Origin of the sequence: Mucilaginibacter sp. PPCGB 2223 (assembly GCF_001705515.1) — a bacterium.
Taxonomy (GTDB): domain Bacteria; phylum Bacteroidota; class Bacteroidia; order Sphingobacteriales; family Sphingobacteriaceae; genus Mucilaginibacter.
On sequence record NZ_MDJS01000001.1, the window covers coordinates 1,595,784 to 1,616,576 of the forward strand.

The 20,793-nt window shown below is 45.4% G+C and carries 18 protein-coding genes; 10 read left to right on the plus strand and 8 right to left on the minus strand.

The annotated features are described in order from the left end of the window. Positions 1-89 precede the first annotated feature (89 nt). The 8 genes from BEL04_RS06850 to BEL04_RS06885 all read left to right on the plus strand — a co-directional run bounded on the left by BEL04_RS06850 (position 90) and on the right by BEL04_RS06885 (position 10,954). Positions 90-2,531 carry a bifunctional YncE family protein/alkaline phosphatase family protein gene (locus tag BEL04_RS06850; protein WP_066001623.1) on the plus strand — a complete coding sequence of 814 codons (2,442 nt, stop codon included), beginning with the start codon at positions 90-92 and terminating at the stop codon, positions 2,529-2,531. Between the two features lie 104 nt (positions 2,532-2,635). After that, a complete protein-coding gene (locus BEL04_RS06855) occupies positions 2,636-3,508 on the plus strand; it encodes an aldose 1-epimerase family protein (RefSeq protein WP_066001626.1) in 873 nt (290 codons plus the stop codon). An 81-nt stretch (positions 3,509-3,589) separates the two neighbouring features. After that, positions 3,590-3,961 (plus strand): hypothetical protein, encoded by a 372-nt coding sequence (locus BEL04_RS06860; protein WP_066001627.1) that lies wholly within the window; start codon positions 3,590-3,592, stop codon positions 3,959-3,961. A gap of 75 nt (positions 3,962-4,036) precedes the next feature. Continuing rightward, complete coding sequence (locus BEL04_RS06865) at positions 4,037-4,807, plus strand: class I SAM-dependent methyltransferase (RefSeq protein ID WP_066001628.1); 771 nt, start codon at positions 4,037-4,039, stop codon at positions 4,805-4,807. A 112-nt stretch (positions 4,808-4,919) separates the two neighbouring features. After that, positions 4,920-7,733 carry an outer membrane beta-barrel family protein gene (locus BEL04_RS06870; RefSeq protein WP_066001630.1) on the plus strand — a complete coding sequence of 938 codons (2,814 nt, stop codon included), beginning with the start codon at positions 4,920-4,922 and terminating at the stop codon, positions 7,731-7,733. 7 nt (positions 7,734-7,740) lie between these two features. Further along, complete coding sequence (locus BEL04_RS06875) at positions 7,741-8,514, plus strand: GLPGLI family protein (protein ID WP_066001637.1); 774 nt, start codon at positions 7,741-7,743, stop codon at positions 8,512-8,514. Positions 8,515-8,612: 98 nt separating this feature from the next. Further along, a complete protein-coding gene (locus BEL04_RS06880; protein WP_139112939.1) occupies positions 8,613-8,915 on the plus strand; it encodes a hypothetical protein in 303 nt (100 codons plus the stop codon). A gap of 11 nt (positions 8,916-8,926) precedes the next feature. Then, positions 8,927-10,954, plus strand: coding sequence for a copper-translocating P-type ATPase (locus BEL04_RS06885; protein WP_066001642.1), 2,028 nt, complete (start codon positions 8,927-8,929; stop codon positions 10,952-10,954). A gap of 267 nt (positions 10,955-11,221) precedes the next feature. On the opposite strand, the gene BEL04_RS06890 is transcribed toward BEL04_RS06885, so the two are convergent. The 4 genes from BEL04_RS06890 to BEL04_RS06905 form a co-directional block, all read right to left on the minus strand. Next, on the minus strand, positions 11,222-11,779 hold the full coding sequence (locus BEL04_RS06890) for a ferritin-like domain-containing protein (RefSeq protein ID WP_066001646.1): 558 nt from the start codon (positions 11,777-11,779) through the stop codon (positions 11,222-11,224). 46 nt (positions 11,780-11,825) lie between these two features. Then, positions 11,826-12,311: a DUF421 domain-containing protein gene (locus BEL04_RS06895; RefSeq protein ID WP_066001647.1), complete on the minus strand. Its 486-nt coding sequence runs from the start codon at positions 12,309-12,311 to the stop codon at positions 11,826-11,828. A 181-nt stretch (positions 12,312-12,492) separates the two neighbouring features. After that, the gene (locus tag BEL04_RS06900; protein WP_066003528.1) at positions 12,493-13,293 is read right to left on the minus strand and encodes a mechanosensitive ion channel family protein; all 801 of its coding nucleotides are present in this window, start codon (positions 13,291-13,293) and stop codon (positions 12,493-12,495) included. Positions 13,294-13,300: 7 nt separating this feature from the next. Continuing rightward, the gene (locus BEL04_RS06905; protein ID WP_066001648.1) at positions 13,301-15,517 is read right to left on the minus strand and encodes a hypothetical protein; all 2,217 of its coding nucleotides are present in this window, start codon (positions 15,515-15,517) and stop codon (positions 13,301-13,303) included. A gap of 246 nt (positions 15,518-15,763) precedes the next feature. Between BEL04_RS06905 and BEL04_RS24180 the strand changes: the two genes are divergently transcribed. Further along, a complete protein-coding gene (locus BEL04_RS24180) occupies positions 15,764-15,910 on the plus strand; it encodes a hypothetical protein (protein ID WP_175404008.1) in 147 nt (48 codons plus the stop codon). Between the two features lie 187 nt (positions 15,911-16,097). Here BEL04_RS24180 and BEL04_RS06910 read toward each other — a convergent pair whose 3' ends face one another. Continuing rightward, the gene (locus BEL04_RS06910) at positions 16,098-17,144 is read right to left on the minus strand and encodes a glycoside hydrolase family 130 protein (protein ID WP_066001651.1); all 1,047 of its coding nucleotides are present in this window, start codon (positions 17,142-17,144) and stop codon (positions 16,098-16,100) included. A gap of 92 nt (positions 17,145-17,236) precedes the next feature. Here BEL04_RS06910 and BEL04_RS06915 point away from each other — a divergent pair, with 92 nt between their 5' ends. Next, positions 17,237-18,082 (plus strand): SDR family oxidoreductase, encoded by an 846-nt coding sequence (locus BEL04_RS06915; protein ID WP_066001655.1) that lies wholly within the window; start codon positions 17,237-17,239, stop codon positions 18,080-18,082. Positions 18,083-18,219: 137 nt separating this feature from the next. On the opposite strand, the gene BEL04_RS24185 is transcribed toward BEL04_RS06915, so the two are convergent. From BEL04_RS24185 to BEL04_RS06930, 3 genes are read right to left on the minus strand one after another with little or no spacing between them, the layout of a single operon-like run. Continuing rightward, positions 18,220-18,480, minus strand: coding sequence for a hypothetical protein (locus tag BEL04_RS24185; RefSeq protein ID WP_066001657.1), 261 nt, complete (start codon positions 18,478-18,480; stop codon positions 18,220-18,222). A 48-nt stretch (positions 18,481-18,528) separates the two neighbouring features. Beyond that, the gene (locus tag BEL04_RS06925) at positions 18,529-20,229 is read right to left on the minus strand and encodes an HAD-IIB family hydrolase (protein WP_066001659.1); all 1,701 of its coding nucleotides are present in this window, start codon (positions 20,227-20,229) and stop codon (positions 18,529-18,531) included. 10 nt (positions 20,230-20,239) lie between these two features. Beyond that, the gene (locus BEL04_RS06930; RefSeq protein WP_066001661.1) at positions 20,240-20,761 is read right to left on the minus strand and encodes a ferritin-like domain-containing protein; all 522 of its coding nucleotides are present in this window, start codon (positions 20,759-20,761) and stop codon (positions 20,240-20,242) included. Positions 20,762-20,793: the final 32 nt, after the last annotated feature.

Here is a 20,793-nt window from a genome sequence, read left to right on the forward strand (position 1 = left end):
TTATACGTTCGTTAAGTTTTTGTTAAGCGCTAATTCAATGCCGACTAATTGTTAGCTTTGAGCACAATTAATTAGCTGCCTCTTAACTTATGAACAAACTTTCTATTGTTGCAGGTTTTGCATTAACGGTGTTAACTGCCACAACGCTCGCTCAAACCCCGGGCCCCATTGTCAATACCGACCAGGTTTTACTCCCCAATGGCTGGAAATTGAGCCCTGCAGGGCGCTCCCTCCAATTAGGCGATTTGCCGTTAAACATGCAGCTATCTACATCGGGCAAATTACTCGCGGTAACCAACAACGGGCAAAGTATACAAAGCCTGCAACTGATCGACCCCAGGAATGAACAACTGCTCGACCAGAAAGTGGTTGGCAAACTATGGTACGGCCTGACTTTCAGCTACGATGAAAAGAAGCTTTATGCTTCGGGCGGTAACGATAACTGGATACTGGCTTTTAACATCAAAAACGGAAAATTCGGCTCGGCCGATACCATCAAACTTGGCGCTCCATGGCCGAAAGGCAAGATATGCGCTACAGGTATGACAGTTACCCGGGATAATAACCGCCTATACGCGGTAACTAAAGAAGACAATACGCTTTATGTGATCGATCCGCAAAACCGCTCGGTCATCAATAAAGTTCAGTTGGATGCCGAAGCTTACAGTTGCATGCTTTCGCCGGATGAAAAATTATTGTACATATCGTTATGGGGCGGGCAAAAAGTAGCCGTTTACAATACCTTATCGAACAAGATAATTACCGAAATACCTACACAGGATCACCCGAACGAGTTGTTGCTCAATAAAAAAGGTACCTGGCTGTTTGTGGCCAATGCCAACGATAATTCGGTATCAGTAATCAATACGGCAACCAACAAAGTTGCCGAGAACATCAGCACAGCCTTATACCCTACGCGTTTAACCGGTTCGACCAGTAACGGCCTGGCACTATCACCAGATGAAAAGACGTTATATATTGCCAATGCCGATAATAACTGCCTTGCAGTTTTTGATGTGAGCCAGCCAGGCAAAAGCCATAGCAAGGGCTTTATCCCGGTAGGCTGGTATCCAACCAACGTTAAAACATTGGGCAGCAAAATAATTGTTACGAATGGTAAAGGTTATACGTCGATGGCTAACCCCAAAGGGCCGCAGCCGGTACGCAAGAGCGATAACAGTGGTTATCAGCGTGGCGCTATCAATTCGCGCGAGCAATATATAGCTGGTTTGTTTAAAGGTAAACTATCGCTTATTGATGCACCAACCGACGAACAATTAAAAAAATACACCACGCAGGTTTATGCAAACACACCTTTTACTGATCAGAAAGCTTTGACCGCCGATGGCCTTGAAGGCAACCCCATCCCACGAAAGGTGGGCGATAAATCGCCTATTAAATACGTGTTCTACATCATCAAAGAGAACCGCACCTACGACCAGGTTTTAGGTGATATGCCCAAAGGCAACGGCGATACCTCGCTCTGTATCTTCGGCAGAAAGGTTACACCTAACCTGCACGCCATTGCCGATAATTTTGTGCTGATGGATAACTTTTATGTCGATGCCGAGGTAAGCTGCGATGGCCACAACTGGAGCACTGCCGCCTACGCTACCGATTTTACCGAAAAAACCTGGCCTACAAGCTACGGCAGCCGCGGTGGCAATTACGATGGCGAGGGCACCCGGCTGATAGGTTACCCGCGCGATGGTTTTATATGGGATTATTGCAAACGCGCAGGCATAAGCTATCGCACCTATGGCGAATTTGCCGAGGACGGAAAAGCTAACATCAAATCGCTTCAGGGACACTTCTGCGTACAATCGCCGGGCTTTGACCTCGATATTACCGATATCAGACGCGAACAGGTTTGGGCGCACGATTTTGATTCGCTACTGACGATGAACGCCGTACCGCGGTTCAATACCCTGCGTATTTCGAACGACCATACCAGCGGGCAGAAAAAGGGTAAAATATCGCCTATAGCAGCCGTTGCCGATAACGACCAGGGCGTGGGTCTGATGATCGAACATTTATCACACAGCCCGATCTGGAAAGAATCTGTTGTATTTGTTTTGGAAGACGACGCCCAAAACGGTCCCGATCATATCGACGCGCACCGCTCGCCGGTGTATGTTGCTGGTGGATATGTAAAACGTAACGCCGTTAGCCATACCATGTACTCGACATCGGGTGTATTACGAACGATCGAACTCATCTTAGGCCTGCCGCCTATGAGCCAGTACGATGCAGCCGCGACACCTCTGTTCGATTGCTTTACCAGCACCCCTGATGTTACACCTTTTGAGGTTAAGCCCGCCGAAGTTGACCTGCAAAAACGCAACATTGCCGACAATAACAGCAGCAAACGTTCGGATAAATTTAACTTTGCCAAGGAAGATGCCATACCCGACCTGGAACTGAACGACGTGATCTGGAAGTACGTTAAAGGCGAGGACGCTACCATGCCTGCTCCAAAACGCAGCGCATTTGTAATGCCCGTAAAGAAAAAGAAAGATGATGACGATTGATCATAGTTGAAAATCATTCATACAATTTTGCAAGGGTTTCTGTTAACAGAAACCTTTTTGTATTTATCTGGGTTGTATATTTACAATCATAAACCGATAATACCATGCCTAATCTTCAAAATCAATACCTTAAAGTGTCTATCAGCCAGGAAGGCGCCCAGCTAACATCATTTTACGATAAAACCGACAAAACCGAGCATTTATGGCAAGCCGATGCATCCGTATGGCCCTGGCATGCCCCTAACCTTTTCCCTATTGTTGGCGGTGTTAAGGATAATCAGATACATGTTGACGGCAACGATTATATGCTCGAAAGGCATGGTTTCGCCCGCAATTCGCATTTTCAGTTAGTGGAAGCGAGTGATACCCACGCTAAGTTTTCATTATTGTACAATGAAAAAACACTGGCTGTTTATCCTTATAAATTCGAATTTCAAATTTTATACGATCTGATAGATAACGCCCTGCGTATTTGCTATAAAGTCATCAACCAGGATGCTAAAACCATCTATTTTTCGGTAGGCGGGCACCCGGCATTTAACGTACCTTTTCATAATGACGAGGCATACGAAGATTATTACCTCGAGTTTGAACAATCAGAAAAGCTCGAAAAGCATCTGTTGGGCCCCTCAGGACTGTTTACTGGCGAAACCGAACCGGTTAAAACCGACGGTAAAAAACTTAAATTAACCAAAGATCTTTTTGCTGCAGATGCCCTGGTATTCAAGAATATCAAATCGCGGGAGGTACATATTAAAAGCAGTAAACACAACAAAGTACTATCGGTAGAGTATCCACATTTTAATTACCTGGGCGTCTGGGCTAAACCCGGCGCACCTTTTGTGTGTATCGAACCATGGCTGGGCTGCGCCGATAACGAGGGCGAAGTAAAAGATTTTAAGAAAAAAGAAGCGATACAGAAAGTAGACAAAGGGCATGTATTTGAAGCTGAATACTTTATAACAACCAGCTATTAAAAATTTTTGGTGGTTTTAAAACAATTTTCAGGCTCGCGCATTTATAGATTTAATTATTAATTCACATTAAACTTTAAACACATGAAGATCAAAATTTATTTACTTACAGCCCTGCTGATGCTGGTTTTTGGCGCTACAGCAACTAAAGCGGCAGCCGTTGTGCCTACTGCCACTACCAGCTTAGCTAACTACAGCAAAGAAGAACTGAACAAGATGAGTGTTGAAGAAAAAACCGCCCGTTTGCAAGAGATCAAAGATCGTGTAAACGAGATAAAATCTATGGATAAATCAACCCTCACCCACGAGCAGAAAAAGGAATTGCGTGTTGAATTACGCGAAATGCGCAAAGAAGCCCGTGCTATTAACTCGAGCGATGGTATGGGCGGTGGCATCTATCTGTCGGTAGGCGCTATCATTATCATTATTTTGTTACTGATACTCATTTTAAAATAAATCCGTTATTATATCAATATTAAGGTGCTTCAGTTAGGAGCACCTTTTTTGTTTCAGTTTATTTATAGGATCGCCATGGCTCAAGCCGACTCCACACAACGATTTTCAAACCGGGTAAACGAATATATCAAATACCGTCCGGGATATCCGGTTGAGGTAATTGACTTTCTGACCGGGCGATGTACTCTGAAACGAGGTTCGCTCGTTGCCGATGTTGGCTCGGGAACGGGTATCTTTTCAAAATTACTGCTTGATAAAGGCTACATCGTATATGGTGTCGAACCCAATGAGCCTATGCAACTGGCAGCTGTATATCATTTTAGAAATAATGCTCATTTTATTCCGGTATATGGCATCGCCGAAGCCACTACCCTGCCTGCCAACTTTGTCGACCTGGTTGTATGCGCACAAGCCTATCATTGGTTCAGGCCCGACGAAACACGTGCCGAATTTAAGCGTATACTTAAAAATAATAGCAATTATGTGGCTTTAATCTGGAATAACAGGCTAACCCGTATTGATGCTTTCGCAAGAGCATATGAACTGTTATTAGAGCAAAAAGCCACAGATTATCGTGAGGTTAACCATCAGCATTTAAAAGGCGTTGATTTTGATTATTTCTATAAGGATGGGGAATATAGTCTCACTAAATTCAGCAATAAACAGGTTTTTGATGCCGAAGGTTTAGCAGGGCGGGCTTTCTCTTCATCCTATGTTCCTCCGGCAGATACCAGCGCGGGGCGCGAATTTGCATTATTGCTGCAACAGCTGTTTGATGCTCACCAGGTTAATGGCCGCGTAACGATATATTACGAAACGGAAGTATATCTGGGTAAGTTATCATGACATCACTTAAAATCTTTACCTGAATAACTATTTTCATATTTAACAATATTTAACTACTTCTTTTTTTGATTACTAAGTTTTTAGTTATATATTGATCGCATAAAACCTTCCTATGCGATTCACAATCCTGGCAATAGCCATCCTGTGCTTAAGTACACTGGGCGCTCTCGCACAAACCACTTACGGTATTAAGGGCATAATAGCCGATTCGGCCTCGAATGGCAAAATGCAGAACACCACCATTTGCATACTTAATGCTAAGGATTCGACCTTGTACAAGTTTACCCGTGCCGGGGCCAACGGCTCATTTTCGATCAATAATCTACGCAAGGGTAAATTCCTGCTTTTGGTTAGTTATCCTGATTATGCCGATTACGTAGAGGGTTTTGTACTCGACTCTGTAAAGAAGGAAAGAAATTTCGGCAAGATTAACCTTACACTAAAATCAAAGCTGTTAAGCGAGGTCATGATCAAAGGCACAAAGGCCCAGATCAAGATCAATGGTGATACAACCGAATTTAATGCATCGAGCTTTACGGTTCAGCCCAACGCCAAGGTCGAAGATCTGCTCAAACAATTACCGGGCATTACGGTAGATAAGGACGGCAAAATAACAGCACAAGGTCAAACAGTAAACAAGGTTTTGGTAGACGGTGAAGAATTTTTTGGCGACGACCCTACCCTCGTTACCAAAAACCTGCGTGCTGATATGGTAGATAAAGTACAGCTATATGATAAAAAAAGCGATCAGGCTGCGTTTACCGGCATTGATGACGGTGTGAAAAACAAAACCATCAACATCAAATTGAAAGAAGATAAAAAGTCGGGCTATTTCGGCAAAATCGATGCCGGCGCAGGCACTGATGGTTTTTACCAGGGCCAGGCCTTGTTCAATCGTTTCAAAGCTAAGTTTAAGCTATCGGCCTATGTAACCCTGGCCAACACCGGCAAAACCGGATTAAGCTGGGAAGATAACAGTAAGTATGGCGCATCGTCAGACAATGTGCAAGTTAGCGATGACGGCGGTATCTTTATAACCGGAGGTGGTGGCGACGAACTTGAATCATTCGGTGGTAACTACAATGGCCGCGGCATACCTGTTGCCCATACCGGCGGCGTGCATTACGATACCAAGGTAACTAAAGATAAGGCCACCCTGAACATGAACTACAAGGCGGGCGAGTTAACCGTTGATGGTAATAACACCAGTCTTACCCAAAATAATTTACCGGGTAATGTGTTAAACAGCAGTTCAGACCAGGGTTATCACAACTATGTCTTCAGGCAAAAGCTGGATGCAGCATACAATTTAAAGATAGATACCACGGCTAATCTGAAAATCAGTGCCGATGGTACCATGAAGCACAGCACCACCAATAGTCAATACAAAACATCCAGCTATCGCAATATGGATACGCTGCTTAACCAGAGCCAGCGAAGCATCAACAACATCAGTGATACTAAAATATTCAACGCCAGCCTTTTCTATAGCAAAAAGCTTAAGAAAAAAGGCCGTACCTTCTCGGTCAATTTGTCTGAAGCGTATAACGAAGTAGATACGCACGGCTATTTAAACTCATCAATCAACTTCTATAACGGCAAAACAACAGTGCTGGATAGCACCCAACTGATTAACGAATACAAGACCAGTAATACGAAAAGTTCGGTGCTCAATTCAACCTTTACCTACACCGAGCCACTGAGCAAATACCTTACACTGGCACTAAACTACGGACTGAACGTTAACAATGGCACATCAGACAGAAAGACCCTTGATCAAACCATAGCCACAGGCGAATACAACCGCTTCAATAGCTTACTAAGTAATAATTTCAAACTCGATCAGCTATCTAACCAGGGCGGCGCTACTTTCAACCTGAAAAAGGGTAAAGGCACCCTGAACTTTGGCACTAAGGTAACGGCTGTAAATTTCGATCAAACCAACGAGTATACGAACTCGGTCTTCAAACGCAATTTCCTGAACTGGAATCCGAGTGGATATTATCAGTACAATTTCTCGCAGCGTAATTCCATCCGTTTCGGGTATAATGGTAACACCACGCAGCCTACTATCGATCAGATCCAGCCTGTATTTACGAACAACGACCCATTAAATGTTACTTTAGGTAACCCCGATTTAAAGCCTTCGTTCAATAACTCTTTTAACTTTTACTACAACTCGTACAAAGTTTTAAGCGATCAGTATTTCTACATCAGCGGCAGTTATTCGTTCAGGGTAAACCCGATAGTAAGTAATACCGTTACCGACTATACTACCGGCAAAACGACTTCTCAATATTCTAATCTGACTACCCGTAACTCGTCGAACTTCTATGTGTATTCAAACTTTGGCCGCAAGGTGAAGTTTCTTGGCGATATCAATTTGGGTTTGAACGCCAATGTGAGCGGCAATACATCATACAATTATTCGAATAACGCGTTAAATACAACAACCAATAACTCTTACAGCATGCAGCTGAACGTGTCACGGTATTCGGAAAAGAAATATGATATCTACTTTAATTTCGGCCCGAATTATACGGTCAGCGGTTCGTCGTTACAACCCAATGTCAACAATAACGGGTTCGGCCTTGGTGGCTACTCTTATGTAAATCTGTACCTGCCTAAAAGCATCGAATTTAATTACGAAGCCAATTACCAGTTCAAAGGTAAAACCCAGTCTTTCGACCAGGATTTTAACCAATTACTGTTAAATGTTACGCTCAGTAAAAAATTCCTGAAAGAGCAGAACCTTAAGATGTCGCTTACCTGTAACGACATCCTCAATCAGAATGTCGGTTTCAACCGTAATGCTTACGGCAGTACCATTACACAAAACAGCTATACAACTATTAAACGCTATTTCTTATTTTCTGTAACTTACGATTTCAGTCACTTTGGTACGACCGGTGCCGAAAAAAAATAATCATACCATGAAACAGATATCAATCTTATTCCTCATTTTTTTGACAGCTTGTGGTACGATGTATGCGCAGAATGCTCACTTTTCCTTCAACGGTGTGATCGAATATCAAAAAAGCGTGAACATGTTCGCGCTGATGAAAAAGAACATCAATAAGGATAATGAAAGTTATATGCGCCCTGCTTATGAGAGCTATATCAAAAACCAGCCTCAATTTAAAGTTTTAAATAGTACGCTTAGTTTCCAGGGCGATAAAACGTTGTTTACTCCTATCGAACCCGAAACACCCATGAATGGTTTTGGTATCAGCGTTATGGCCGAACAGAACAACACCATCTATACCGACCTGGGTACTAATACATCGGTAGCGCAGAAAAAAGTATATGAGGAAACTTTCCTGTTGAAAGATAGCACCCGCCGTATCAACTGGAAAATGACCAGCGAAACGCGCGATATAGCTGGTTATCATTGCCGCAGGGCCAATGCTCTGATCATGGATTCGATTTACGTGGTGGCCTTTTATACTGATGAAATACCCGTTTCCGGTGGTCCGGAATCATTTACCGGCTTGCCTGGTATGATATTAGGCGTTGCCCTGCCCCACGAGAACATAACCTGGTTTGCTACCAAGGTTACCGATATGCTGGCCACTAATCAGAAACCGCTCGTCGCACCAACCAAAGGCAAGCCGATAGATCGTAAAGGGTTGACCAAAACCTTGCAATCAGCTTTAAAAGATTGGGGCGATTATGCTCAGGCTGCGCTAAAAGCGTTTTCATTATAGGTACGCCAACACCGTTTTAACTAACTTTTGCCGATAATTATAATAAGAACCCTCTATTGAGGGTTCTCTATCTGAGAGAGGATTAAGATGCAAAAGCGATGGCTCAACTAAAACCGGGAATGGCTGTTTATGTTAATGTACGTAATCCCGGTCACAGTTCACTTTCACTGCCGATTGATGCTGTATTGCGCGACCGCAAAAGTGCAACGGTTTGGATAGCAATGGGGCACAACAGGTTTAAGAGCCAAATGGTGGATGTTGGCGTTGAAAACAGCGATCGCATAGAGATCAAATCAGGATTAAACGATGGGAATGTAATTGTCAAAACAGGGGCGTATCTCCCAAGCAGCGAATATATCTTTATAAAAGGCGCTAACCCAATGAGTGGCCTAAAAATGTAATAGCAAAAAATATGGAACATCATCATCACGACCACGAAATGCACACCCATTATGATAGCAGTCAGCATCAGCACATGGGACATGCAGGCCATGGCCATAATGCCATGATCGCGGATTTTCGAAAACGTTTCTATGTTGTGCTGGTGTTGACGGTACCCATCTTGCTCTTATCACTCATGATCCAGCAGTGGCTGCATTTGCAGATCAGCTTTCCGGGAAGCCAGTATGTCCTTTTTGCACTTTCCAGTGTCGTATTTGTTTATGGCGGCTGGCCTTTTCTTACCGGTTGGCTTTCGGAAATGAAAGCTAAAAATCCGGGCATGATGACGCTGATCGGTTTTGCCATTACCGTGGCTTATGGCTATAGCGCCGCCACCGTTTTCGGACTGAAGGGCATGGACTTTTTCTGGGAACTGGCCACGCTCATCCTAATCATGCTGCTGGGGCACTGGATCGAAATGAAATCCGTGGCGGGCGCTTCGCGCGAGCTCGAATTACTGGTTCAGCTCATGCCTTCTGGTGCGCACCTGGTACACGGGGAGCATATCATGGATGTCAAAACAGACACCTTAAAAGAAAACGACCTGATCCTGGTCAAGCCCGGCGAAAAGATCGCCGCTGACGGCATGGTCGAGGAGGGCGACAGTTATTTGAATGAGTCCATGCTGACGGGGGAATCTACACCAGTCCAGAAAACTAAAGGGCAAAAAGTGATCGCGGGATCGGTGAACGGTAATGGTTCCTTAAAAGTGCGGGTGACCCATAGCGGTAAAGATTCTTACCTGTTCAAAGTGGTTGAACTGGTGCGCAGCGCGCAGGAAGCCAAATCAAGTACGCAACTGTTAGCCGATAAAGCCGCCAGGTGGCTGACAGTTATTGCGCTGTTAACGGGTATAGGTACATTTGTGGTCTGGATCAGTCTGGGCCGCGACCTCGCATTTGCCATGGAGCGCATGGTAACCGTAATTGTTATTTGCTGCCCGCATGCGCTTGGCCTGGCGGTGCCGCTCGTGGTCGCCAAATCCACTTCCTTATCCGCCCAGCATGGCCTGCTCATTAAGAACCGGACGGCATTTGAAAATTCCCGGAAAATCACTTCCATTGTTTTTGACAAGACGGGAACTCTGACCAAAGGAAAATTTGAAGTATCGCAGGTCGGGGTTATAGCAAAGACTCAACTTAACGAAGATGAGCTCATTCGGTTAGCCGCAGCCTTGGAAGCAAACTCCGAACACCCGATTGCAACCGGCATCATCGCAGAAGCGAAAAAAAGGAATCTGAGCCTGCCGGCTGCCGATCACTTTAAAGCGATCACTGGTAAAGGTGTCGAAGCCGTTGTAGAACAAAAACACGTTAAAGTCGTCAGTCCCGGCTATCTGAAAGAAAAGAAGATGCAATTTCCGGCAGATTACAGCCCGGCAGGTAACGAGACAGTTGTTTTTGTATTGCTTAATGATGAGTTAGCCGGATTTGTTGCCCTGGCGGATACGATCAGACCGGAATCAGCAGATGCTATTGCGATACTGCATGAAAACAGCATTAAGTCAGTATTACTGACAGGTGATAACAGACAGGTCGCCGAGAGTGTGAGTAAGCAACTCCAGATGGATGGCTTTTTTGCTGAAGTATTACCGCACCAAAAATTGGAAAAGATCAAAGAACTTCAGCAAAAAGGCGAGTTTGTAGCCATGACCGGCGATGGCGTGAACGATGCGCCTGCCCTGGCCCAGGCCGACATCGGCATCGCCGTAGGTTCGGGCAGCGACATAGCCGCAGAAACCGCGGGCATCGTACTGGTCAACAGCAATCCTAAAGACATCGTCAACCTGGTGCTGTTTGGCAAAGCTACCCATCGAAAAATGATCCAGAACCTGGCCTGGGCAACCGGGTATAACGTAGTGACGATACCGCTTGCTGCCGGCGTGCTTTATAACCAGGGCATTTTGCTGAGCCCGGCTATTGGCGCGGTACTGATGACCGTGAGTACCGTAGTGGTCGCCATCAATGCCGGGCTGCTATCTATCGCAAAGGAAAAATAACCACTTTTATTGATAGAAAGCGACTGGTGAAAATTGCTGCAACCGGATCATTGACATCTTTCACAGATTATGCAGGCATTTTCTATGAACGCCTGCATAATCTGCTCCGCTGCCCTTGAATCGATTGGCTAATACCTCCCTCCGAAAAAATATGTAGTTATCATCGGCCCATAGTTGGACTTAGCAGGCGGGATTTTTTGACCATCGCAGCCCGCATGGTTAAAAATGATAGCTTTTGAGAGGGAAATAAAATCACAATTAGACTTTTTATTCTACTTCGGCGGCAGCTGCTTCGTTCACGTAATTTTCGGCTACCTGGGTTAACAGGGAATCGGCATTTTTTTCTTCGGCCAAGGTCTCGTCGAGTAGGCTTTTGGCCTCGTTGTAACCCAAAGTACCGGCTAAAGTGCGCAAGGTGCCATAAGAGGCAATTTCATAGTGCTCCACTTTTTGAGCGGCAGAAATGATCGCCACATCGCGCACCTCGGTACCTTTGTCAGTATCCGATAATAATTCAGTCGCTTCATTCAATAACCCATCCATGGCCAGGCATTTTTTGGCAGCGGCTTTTTCACCTATTAGTCCAAATACATTTTCTAAACGTGTCAGATGGTTTTTGGTTTCTTCCAGGTGATTGGTAATCGTTTGCTTCAGGTCTTCCGAGGTTGCGCCCTTGACCATTTTTGGTAAAGCGCTCGCTAAGTGTTTTTCTGCCCAATAGATGTCTTTTAATTCATCAACGAATAATTCTCTTAAAGCGCTTTCGGCTTCCGGTGTACGCTCCGCAGCTGCTGCGGTCGTTCTTTTGTTTGTTTTTGTAGTCATAATGGTAGATTTATTAATGTATAAAACAGATGCAATTTGTGTTCCGCTATTTTTTGATCGCACTGATCTCACCGTTGCGTTCTATATACACCTTATCGATTTTTTCCATGTCTTCAGTGAGCGCTGATTTTCGCACCCCCTGCATAATATCTTCACGGCATACCAATGCCCGTTTCATCTCTTCTTCCAGAAAGTGCCCCTTATCGAACAATAATATCTTTTGCCCTTCTACCATGCGGTTAAATCGTTTATTATTGGCGATGAGCCAACCGAACAGCCGGTGCAAAAGGACAATAACAAAACAACAAACAACTACAGGCACGAAATCCGACGCGCCTACTACCGCCCGGCTCAAAATAGCCCCCAGCGAAATACTGATAATATTATCCAGCGGCGTGCGGAGGCCGAACGATCGCCGGCCGGATAAGCGGATAAGGATGAGGGCAATAAAAAATATAACGATCCCACGATCGCTCATCTGCAGGGCGTTAAGATCTTTCCCTTGTCCGAAAAGGTGGATGAATATATCCATAAACTGAATTTTTAAGGTTCATTTATCGATTCAATAAAATAGTATTTTGCATTTTGGCCCTCTTCAGGCAATTCTGGCATAAGCTGCGTGCTTCGGCATTTACATGAACCCGAAAAACACATCCAGCAAAAATTTTGTATCTCTTTTTTCATGATATTTAGTTTTTCATAGAATGATAGATTTATAGGCCTCCGATCCTGATACCGGAATCTTTCAAGCCCTGTAAGATGGCCTCCTGTATTTTCATTTTATTGTCCCAATACCCATGGGCGGCAATCCAGACATTAATGGCCAGGGTGAAGCTGTCGGCTTCAAGCTGCATAACCCCTATCCTTCGTTCAGGTGTTTTCAAACAAGCCTCTTCTTTGTCGATAATATCGCCGATCACTTTCTTGGCTTGCCCGATATCTACCCCATTGTTGAATTTATAATCGATATCCAGCCGCCGGATGCCTTCGCGGCTGATATTGATGATCAGGTTGTTGGACAGCAGACTATTGGGCAGGATGACCGAGCGGTTATCATAGGTCGTCATCAGTGTATAGAAGATCTGGATGGAAGTGATGGTGCCTTCCAAACCCTGGGCCAGGATATTATCGCCGACCACAAATGGTTTAAGCAGCAAGATTAGGAGGCCGCTTGCAAAGTTTTGCAGCGTACCCGACAGGGCCAGGCCAACGGCTACACCGAAAGCGCCAACGATCGCTGTGAAAAGCGTTAGTTCGATACCCATGATCTGCATGACGCCAATGACCAGCAGAACACGCAAGGCCACACCGATGAGGCTGGCCAAAAAAGGTTTGACGGTCGGATCGATGTTTTTTTGATGCATCCCTTCGTGCGAACGGTTCAGTATCCACCGGATAAACCGGAGGCCTATGAACAGCACAGCCAGGCCTATGAGGAAACGCGGCCCGTAACTAAGCACCCAATGATAGGCGGCATTATAAAACTGATCGATACTGAATTCTTTTTCCCTCATGTTTTTATCAACGCTTATGCCAACTGATCTGAATTTCACTATCGCCGGGGACGGTAAATTCCAGGTGGCCTTCTTTTGTTTGCCTCCCTTTTAAGCTTTCTTGTTGGCCACGGGCCCTTATCTCGAATGCGGGAATTTTTTCTTTACCCGTTTTTACGAGCATAACCCGGGCTGCGAGCCGGCCGTCGCCAGCCAACCTAAATTCGGCCTGACGTTGCTTTGTTGAAGAAAAACCATAGGTCGGGTAATCGGTATAGATCATAAAGGGCTGACCGACTACCCGCATATAGTGCCGCGGAACGATGCCGAAAGCATTACCTGCCCCATAAACTTCCTGGCCTACTTCGCCCGATTTCTCCCAGCCATCGTGCAGGTCTTCCAATGCTATCCAAAGATTAGGATCAACTTCGCCTGTCTTTACTTTCTCCGACAATAGTTCTTTCGGCAGCATCGTGGGATAATAATACACCGCGCGGTCAATCAGGAAACGAATATATTCGGACAGCAATAGTCTTACCGATGGCAGGATATCCTGGCCACGGGCATGGTGCAGGTAATCATGGAAAGCGCAGAAAACTTCCTGCTCTTCATAAACTGCCGTATAAGGCGCATCGTTCAACGGGAACAGGGCGAAAAAGGATGGAAAGTTTTTCCCGTAACCGTAGTTACAATCCCATAGCTTAACATTTTTGAAAACATTGGCCAGGCACAAGTAACTTAAGTCTTTATATATCTCTTTTTTAGTGATCCTATATAACCGCAATAAAGCGCCCGCAGAAAACGAGGTATTATTGGCCTGGTAAAATAATTCGAAGCCAAGCCTGTGCAAACGCTGTGCTGCTTTTTCTGCCTCGGTCAAATAACGCCTTTCTCCGGTCAGCTCCCAGGCTTGCAACATCACGTGTGCATACAAACCTGGTACGTCTTTTTCACCGCCCTTACCGGGTTGTGTTTCGGCTTTGACCACCTCGAGCGTATCCATGTTGTAAAAGACCGGCCAGGCATAATCAAAATGCCGGGCTACCTTAATCGCAAATTCGAGCGAGTCCAGGAACAGCTTTTTGCCGATCTTATCGCCTTTCAAGGCAAGCCGCGACAAATTGAGCAGCGGATGCTGGAGATACCAGGAATCCATGACCAGCGGTTTTTTATGTTCTTCTTCACCCTCCATGGTATCGGCCATTTTAGGGTGCCAACGCATAATGGTGCCAAGCTCTTCGTTATAAAAAGCTGGCAAACCGGCCTTAATTTTGTCTATCATTTCGAGTTGTGTGCCGCTCCACGCTGTATAGTCTGTTAACGGTAACAGCACAGCCAGTTGTACCATAATTTCGGGCGGTGTTTTATAATCACACACATAAGCGTTAAAATAGTGGTTGCCACTAACCTGCGACCAGCAACCGGGGCTTTTCTGAAGATCATCCAGCCCTTTTTGCAGGATATCCGGCCAATGTTTGTAAGTAGTTGCCGGAGTGGACAGCTTCAGATAAATTGCTGCCAGCAGGTCTAAATACTGCTGCACCATAGCCGGCTCATCTGCCGGTACCTCTTCAGAAAAGGCGATAATGGCATCGCTCAGGGTATAAACCTTATTGGCCTTGAGCGATTTATTTTTAAGTGTTGGCGGCAGAGCGAAACCAATTTCAGGCCATTCGCCACCAACGGTGCCGCCTGCCGACGTTTCTGTATCCTGGTTGTAATCTGCAAGTGCAGTGAGGTTTTGCAGGTACAAAACCGAACCGGCTCTCGGCCGGGTTAAGTTAAAGTAAAGCTGACCCGAACGCGCACCCACCTGGCTTACTTTAACTTCGCCTTCAGCCAGCACATCGCTGCTACTTGCACCCAATGGCACGATATCGCGCGGCCAGTACGGAAACAATAGCGGAGCTGCCGTTTGCAAGGTCGTTTTTAAACGTATGACCGGTGTTTCTTCGCTGCTTAGGGTTAAAACAACCTCGTATTCGCCCATCAGCGAGCTGATGGTAAAAGTGACAGCCCGGTCGTTTGCCAAAACCCTTTTCAGCTCCAACTGATCATCGGGCGAGTAAGCCATCCGAAAGGCGATGCGACTGCCTTTGGGCCAGTAGACGATCAACCAGCAGGAATCATTGGTTAGGAAAACTTTAAATAAATAACCCGATACTTCCCGCCCAAAAACCGATTGGAGACCAGGTTCATTGAGTTGCTTATTAATATTTAAAAGCCAGGGTGAAGCTGCGCTCATTGTAAAAAACTTAGCATTTTATATTTCAATTACCCATTAACCCGCGAATAGCGGCAATAAAAGATGTATAATATTAACTGAGAAACATTCTTTTTTGTTTAGATATTTTCTATAATATTTATTTTTTTAATTAATTAGAAACATATTTTACCCAGACTGGTTGACATACAATTCAATGCCAGGGGTACCGCGCCCTGACCCACGTTTTGCTAACCTGTCACTGGGCAATTCGGCGGCACGGCCTAAGTGGAACCGGGGCAACTGGCGCAGCAGAAAGCAGCGAATGCTAAGGTCAAAGACTTCGGCTGCGATTTTGACAAGGCTTATGTCAGTAATATGACCGACGATCATAAAATGGATATTAAGGAATTCGAAGACGCAACTAAAAACTAAAGATGCCGACCTGAAAACCTTTGCCATAAAAACCTTGACTACCCTAAAAATGCACCTGTAGGCCATTCAAAAGATCCATGACAGCGTGAAATAAATAGAAAATAGTGCTAAGTTTTGAAAGGTCACTTGTTGATCAGGTAGCTTTTTATCTTTAAACCGGTAATGGTCGTAGTGGATACTTGCTGATTTAGCTTAGCCTGCTTAGTATTTCCTTGATCGAAAAATGCGCACCGCAAACAAACTCATCAGCTGCGCCGTAATAGATAACTAACTTGTCCCCATATACAATATGGCCGTTGGTAAAAACCACATAACCAAAAAAACCGCTCAATTCATAGGGCTCGGTGGGCACCATGATTGGTTCGGTGGTGCGTGCCAGTACTATGGAAGGATCATTGATATCCATTAAAAAAGCGCCGAGGCAGTAACGGTGCTCGGCATTGGCACCGTGATAGATCTCCAGCCAGCCTTGTTCGGTACGGATCGGTGCGGCGCCTGCACCTACACGGGCGCTATCCCATAAACCAGAACGGGTTTTGATCAAACACTGGTGATTGCCCCATTGCCTGCCGTCTGAAGATTCGGCCAGCCAGATATAATTGCCGCCGATCTCCTTGCTGCTCGGCCGGTGCAAACAATAGTATTTGCCACTTATCTTCTCCTCAAACAGCGCGCAATCTTTATTATGTGGCGGCAATATCATCCCACCCGGCTCAAAATGCTGCCAGTCTTTGGTGGTTTGTAAACCAACACCTACGCCGCTGTCCGAAACAGCGGTATAAGTCAGGTAATAAGTATCGTTAATTTGTGTAACTCTGCAATCTTCAATGCCGAACCGTTCCAGGTAGCCCTGTCCAAATAAAGGTGCATAACCATCCTGCTCAGTAAAATGAATACCGTCATCACTCGCCATCAGGCGTAAATGCGAGATGGTGGTCAGGTAATCCAATCCTTTATAATTGATCACGCGGGCATCCGTCGCGATCAGGTCAGGGTCATTTAAGGGCACTTCGATGATCTCTGTATTACCGGTTGCGTTCAGCACTGGAAAAAAGATCACGCCTTCTTTTTGCGCGGTACCTTCGGCCACGCGAACCAATAACCAGGTTTTATCTTGAAAGCGAAAGACACCCGGGTTTAATAAACTGATGATCTGCAAACCTGCATTGCTGGGTTGCAGGTCTTTAGGGAGCAATAAGGGGTTTTCAGAAAAACGTTGTGCAATATCTTTCATAGGTTATTGCTCAACAGCGAAAGCGTCAGCCTGTTTTATTTGTTTCTAAACTATTGCCGGTAATAAAGGTTATATAATAAAGCAATATCATCATGGCAAACACACCTCAAAAACAAAACCGGCAACCCGGCATCGAAGCGCAGATGGCCCCGGCTCCTGAGTATATAAAACCCAACTATACGGGTTCGGGCAAGCTCAAAAACAAGGTTGCCCTTATTACCGGAGGTGATAGCGGCATAGGCCGGGCTGTGAGTATCCATTTCGCACGCGAAGGGGCGGATATTGCCATTGTTTATTATGATGAAGAGGTGGATGCCAAAATGACCCGTTCCTTGGTTGAAGCCGAAGGACGCACCTGTCTTCTTTTGAAAGGCGATGTTAAAAGGAGCGCTTTCTGTAAAAAAGCCGTGCAGCAAACGGTACAGAAACTGGGTGGGCTTAATATCCTGGTCAATAACGCAGGGATGCAGGTGCCACAAAAAGACCCGAAAGCCATCGACGAAAAACAACTGGACGATACCTTCCGTACCAATATCTACGCCTATTTCCATTTCGCCAATGAGGCACTGGAATTTATGAAGGCTGGGGATTGTATCATCAACACCACTTCGGTAACGGCTTACCGTTCGTCGCCCAACCTGGTGGATTATTCTTCAACCAAGGGTGCCATCACTTCCTTTACCCGTTCCTTAGCGACCAATATTGTAAAAAAGAAGATCCGCGTTAACGCCGTCGCACCCGGCCCTGTATGGACACCGCTGATCGTTTCCACTTTTGATGCGGATAAAATTAAAGATTTTGGCTCCGAAACCGCAATGAAACGTGCCGGGCAGCCTTCGGAATTAGCGCCCGCCTATGTTTTTCTGGCTTCGGACGATGCTTCGTTCATCACGGGCCAGGTCATCCACGTTAATGGCGGTGAGGTGGTAAACGGGTAGGGTTGATTATCGTGTAGCCAACCCCACGATGCCGGATTGTCCTGATATCTGCCAGGAGTTCAATTACTTCCGGCACCTGGGCCTTATCAAGCTCCTGCTGGCAGCCGGTGGTGTAACTGAATGCTTTACCCGGCCTTTCAAAAGTAATAAAGCCAACGATACAACGATACAAGATAGCAGAACACAGTCATCATGGTTGTAGCTGCGGTAGTGGCTATCGGCGTGTTTTCACTATACCAACGGTATTTGACCGACGATACATTGTAATATTTGCGGATGTATTTTTCCAGATCGGCGAAAGCTTTTTCAGGGTCTTCGTGGCCTGTTTTATGATCAAGCCTGCCAACAATCAATAGTTGCTGACCATCTGCGGTATGCGAGCGTACAATCTGCATCATCACCCAAAATGATACTTGTCAGCATTGTGTTCTGAGGCACATAGCAGGTCAGGCGGCCGCAGTATAATCTTCGAGGATAAGTTTAAAAATCGCCTGCCGTGAACAATCGGCTCCTTGCTCACGATTTTCAATTCGTTCGGTACGCTCGGCAAGGAGTTCATTTTTTACCGAATTTCGGAACCATTTAGAATAATCGTGCCTGTGTAAGTGATATAACCAGGTTTCATCGTCAACGCCTGCGGCCATTTGGATAAAGATCAGCAGATTATTAGCTTTCAGGTTGAGCTTGCACGATGGTCCTTTGAAATAAAAACTATTGTTACCCATGTCTCCGGCAGCATATTTGCGCTTATGCCGCATCATGAGCTGCCCGGGCATATCACTTCGCACCAGGCGGGGGCTGCCTTTTTGTTTTTGCCATACCAATACGTCCCCTTTTTGGAAAACCAAACCTTTGGGTATATCTGCTTCTTCACCAACTAGCATAGTAAACGAGTGCATCGTTTTATCCGGCAGTTCACCCATCGTCATGGCGAGGTTCATCCGTTTCAAAAAGTCTATATTAAGTAATGAGGGCCTGGTTGTAATGGCCATAAAATTGTTCAGGTCTTCGGGGAAATTGTAAAAAGTGGAACAGTTTTCTTTTGGAATGAGATGATGTGCCTCATCAAGAACGAGAAAATGCGGATGCCCGGTATGGGCGCGTAATATAAAAATCTCATTCATGAGCTTCGCAAAAAAAGCTGGCCTATCGTTAAAAGGTATCGCCAGTATACAAACAACTACATTCTCTTCTGCTTGATGAAGTAACCGCAGCACCTCTGTTATTACCGGTGGTTGTACGCTGTTGCCTACAGTAACCACATCCGGAAAATCCAGGTAATCTCCTTCCGGGTCGATCACACAGAACTGATATTGTTTAACAATAAGTTTTTCGAGTAAGGCAGCTGCTAATGTGCTTTTACCGAATCCGGATGTACCGGCAAGTAAGATACGGTTGTCGTATGGGCTGATAAGAAATGGCGAACCATCCATTTCTTCGCCTATCTTTAAATAATGACGTGTCATTTTGATATCTAAATTACAAAGATCATCATTGATCAACGCTGCTATCAATTGTTGTACACCTTCACCGTATGACGGTTCGGTAATCCAGTCGGCGGCTTCCTTTACCTGGGAGAGAGCATTATTAACAGCCACAGCGCACTCGGCAAATTGCAGCATGGCATTATCGTTTTCGGCATCGCCAATAGCTATAGTATTATGTGCGCAGGTTGACATTTCCCGCAAAGCCTCATGCAACCCAGTAGCTTTATTGATGCCGGGAGGCAATATCATCACGGCGCCCTTATTAAAAATCACCTGGTATTCCAATCCTTTTTCCTTGATGGTTTCGAGTACCGTTGCGTGATATGGCTCATGAGTAGCAACAATGACGCGCCCGACCGAAACCGGTACATTCTTGCTTCGCAGGCTATCGATGAAATCTACAGGTGGCAGTTGGCCGAGTAATTTAATTTCAAGGGTAGCAGGGCGATAGATCAGTGCACCATTCTCCGCAACAATCCGGTCAAACAGGCGATGTTCCGGAAAGACATTTTTCAATTCATCCAGTTCTCTACCTGTAACCAATACCAGCTTACGACCGGTTGCCTTTAGCCTGATCAGTGACCGGACCGATTCGGCAGAAACACGGTCGTTAACCGCTAATGTTCCATCATAATCCGTTGTGAATACGTGGTAGCGCATAGTTCAGTTATCATAATGGCAAAGCTACCGGCGACTTGGCTTTTTTGTTAATATGATCTTCGGCAAGGAAAGACAGTCTTTCATCCATACCTTTCTCGTTCGACTCTGCTTCGTGAAATACCTTGGCCGCCTCCTTTAAGTCGAGCAGATTAGCGAAAGTTGCCGCCGTTCCGTACATGCTGATCTTAAAATGGCAAATACTTTGTACAGATGCTAAAAGAGATGCATCCCGCACGTCCGACAGCGAACAGGCTGCCAATTTATCGTCAGTCTCATCAATGTAAGCTTTCATAACCCGGTTAGCGATACTGATCGCATTGATCTGCTCCGCGGCCGCATAGGCATTCAGTTTTTCAATATGGCTTTCTGTTTGCTGATTGTACTCCTGCAGAAGCATTTTGAGCGGTAAGGCACCGGCCTTTTTTGACCATACAACCAGGCTGTTGGCCAACTCAGCTTCAGCGCTGATTAACCTTCGGATGTCGTCATCCAGCAACTGCCGGAGGATGGTAATTGTCGAATTTGTTTCCATGGCTCTTTGTTTTGTAAAACAAAACTACCTTG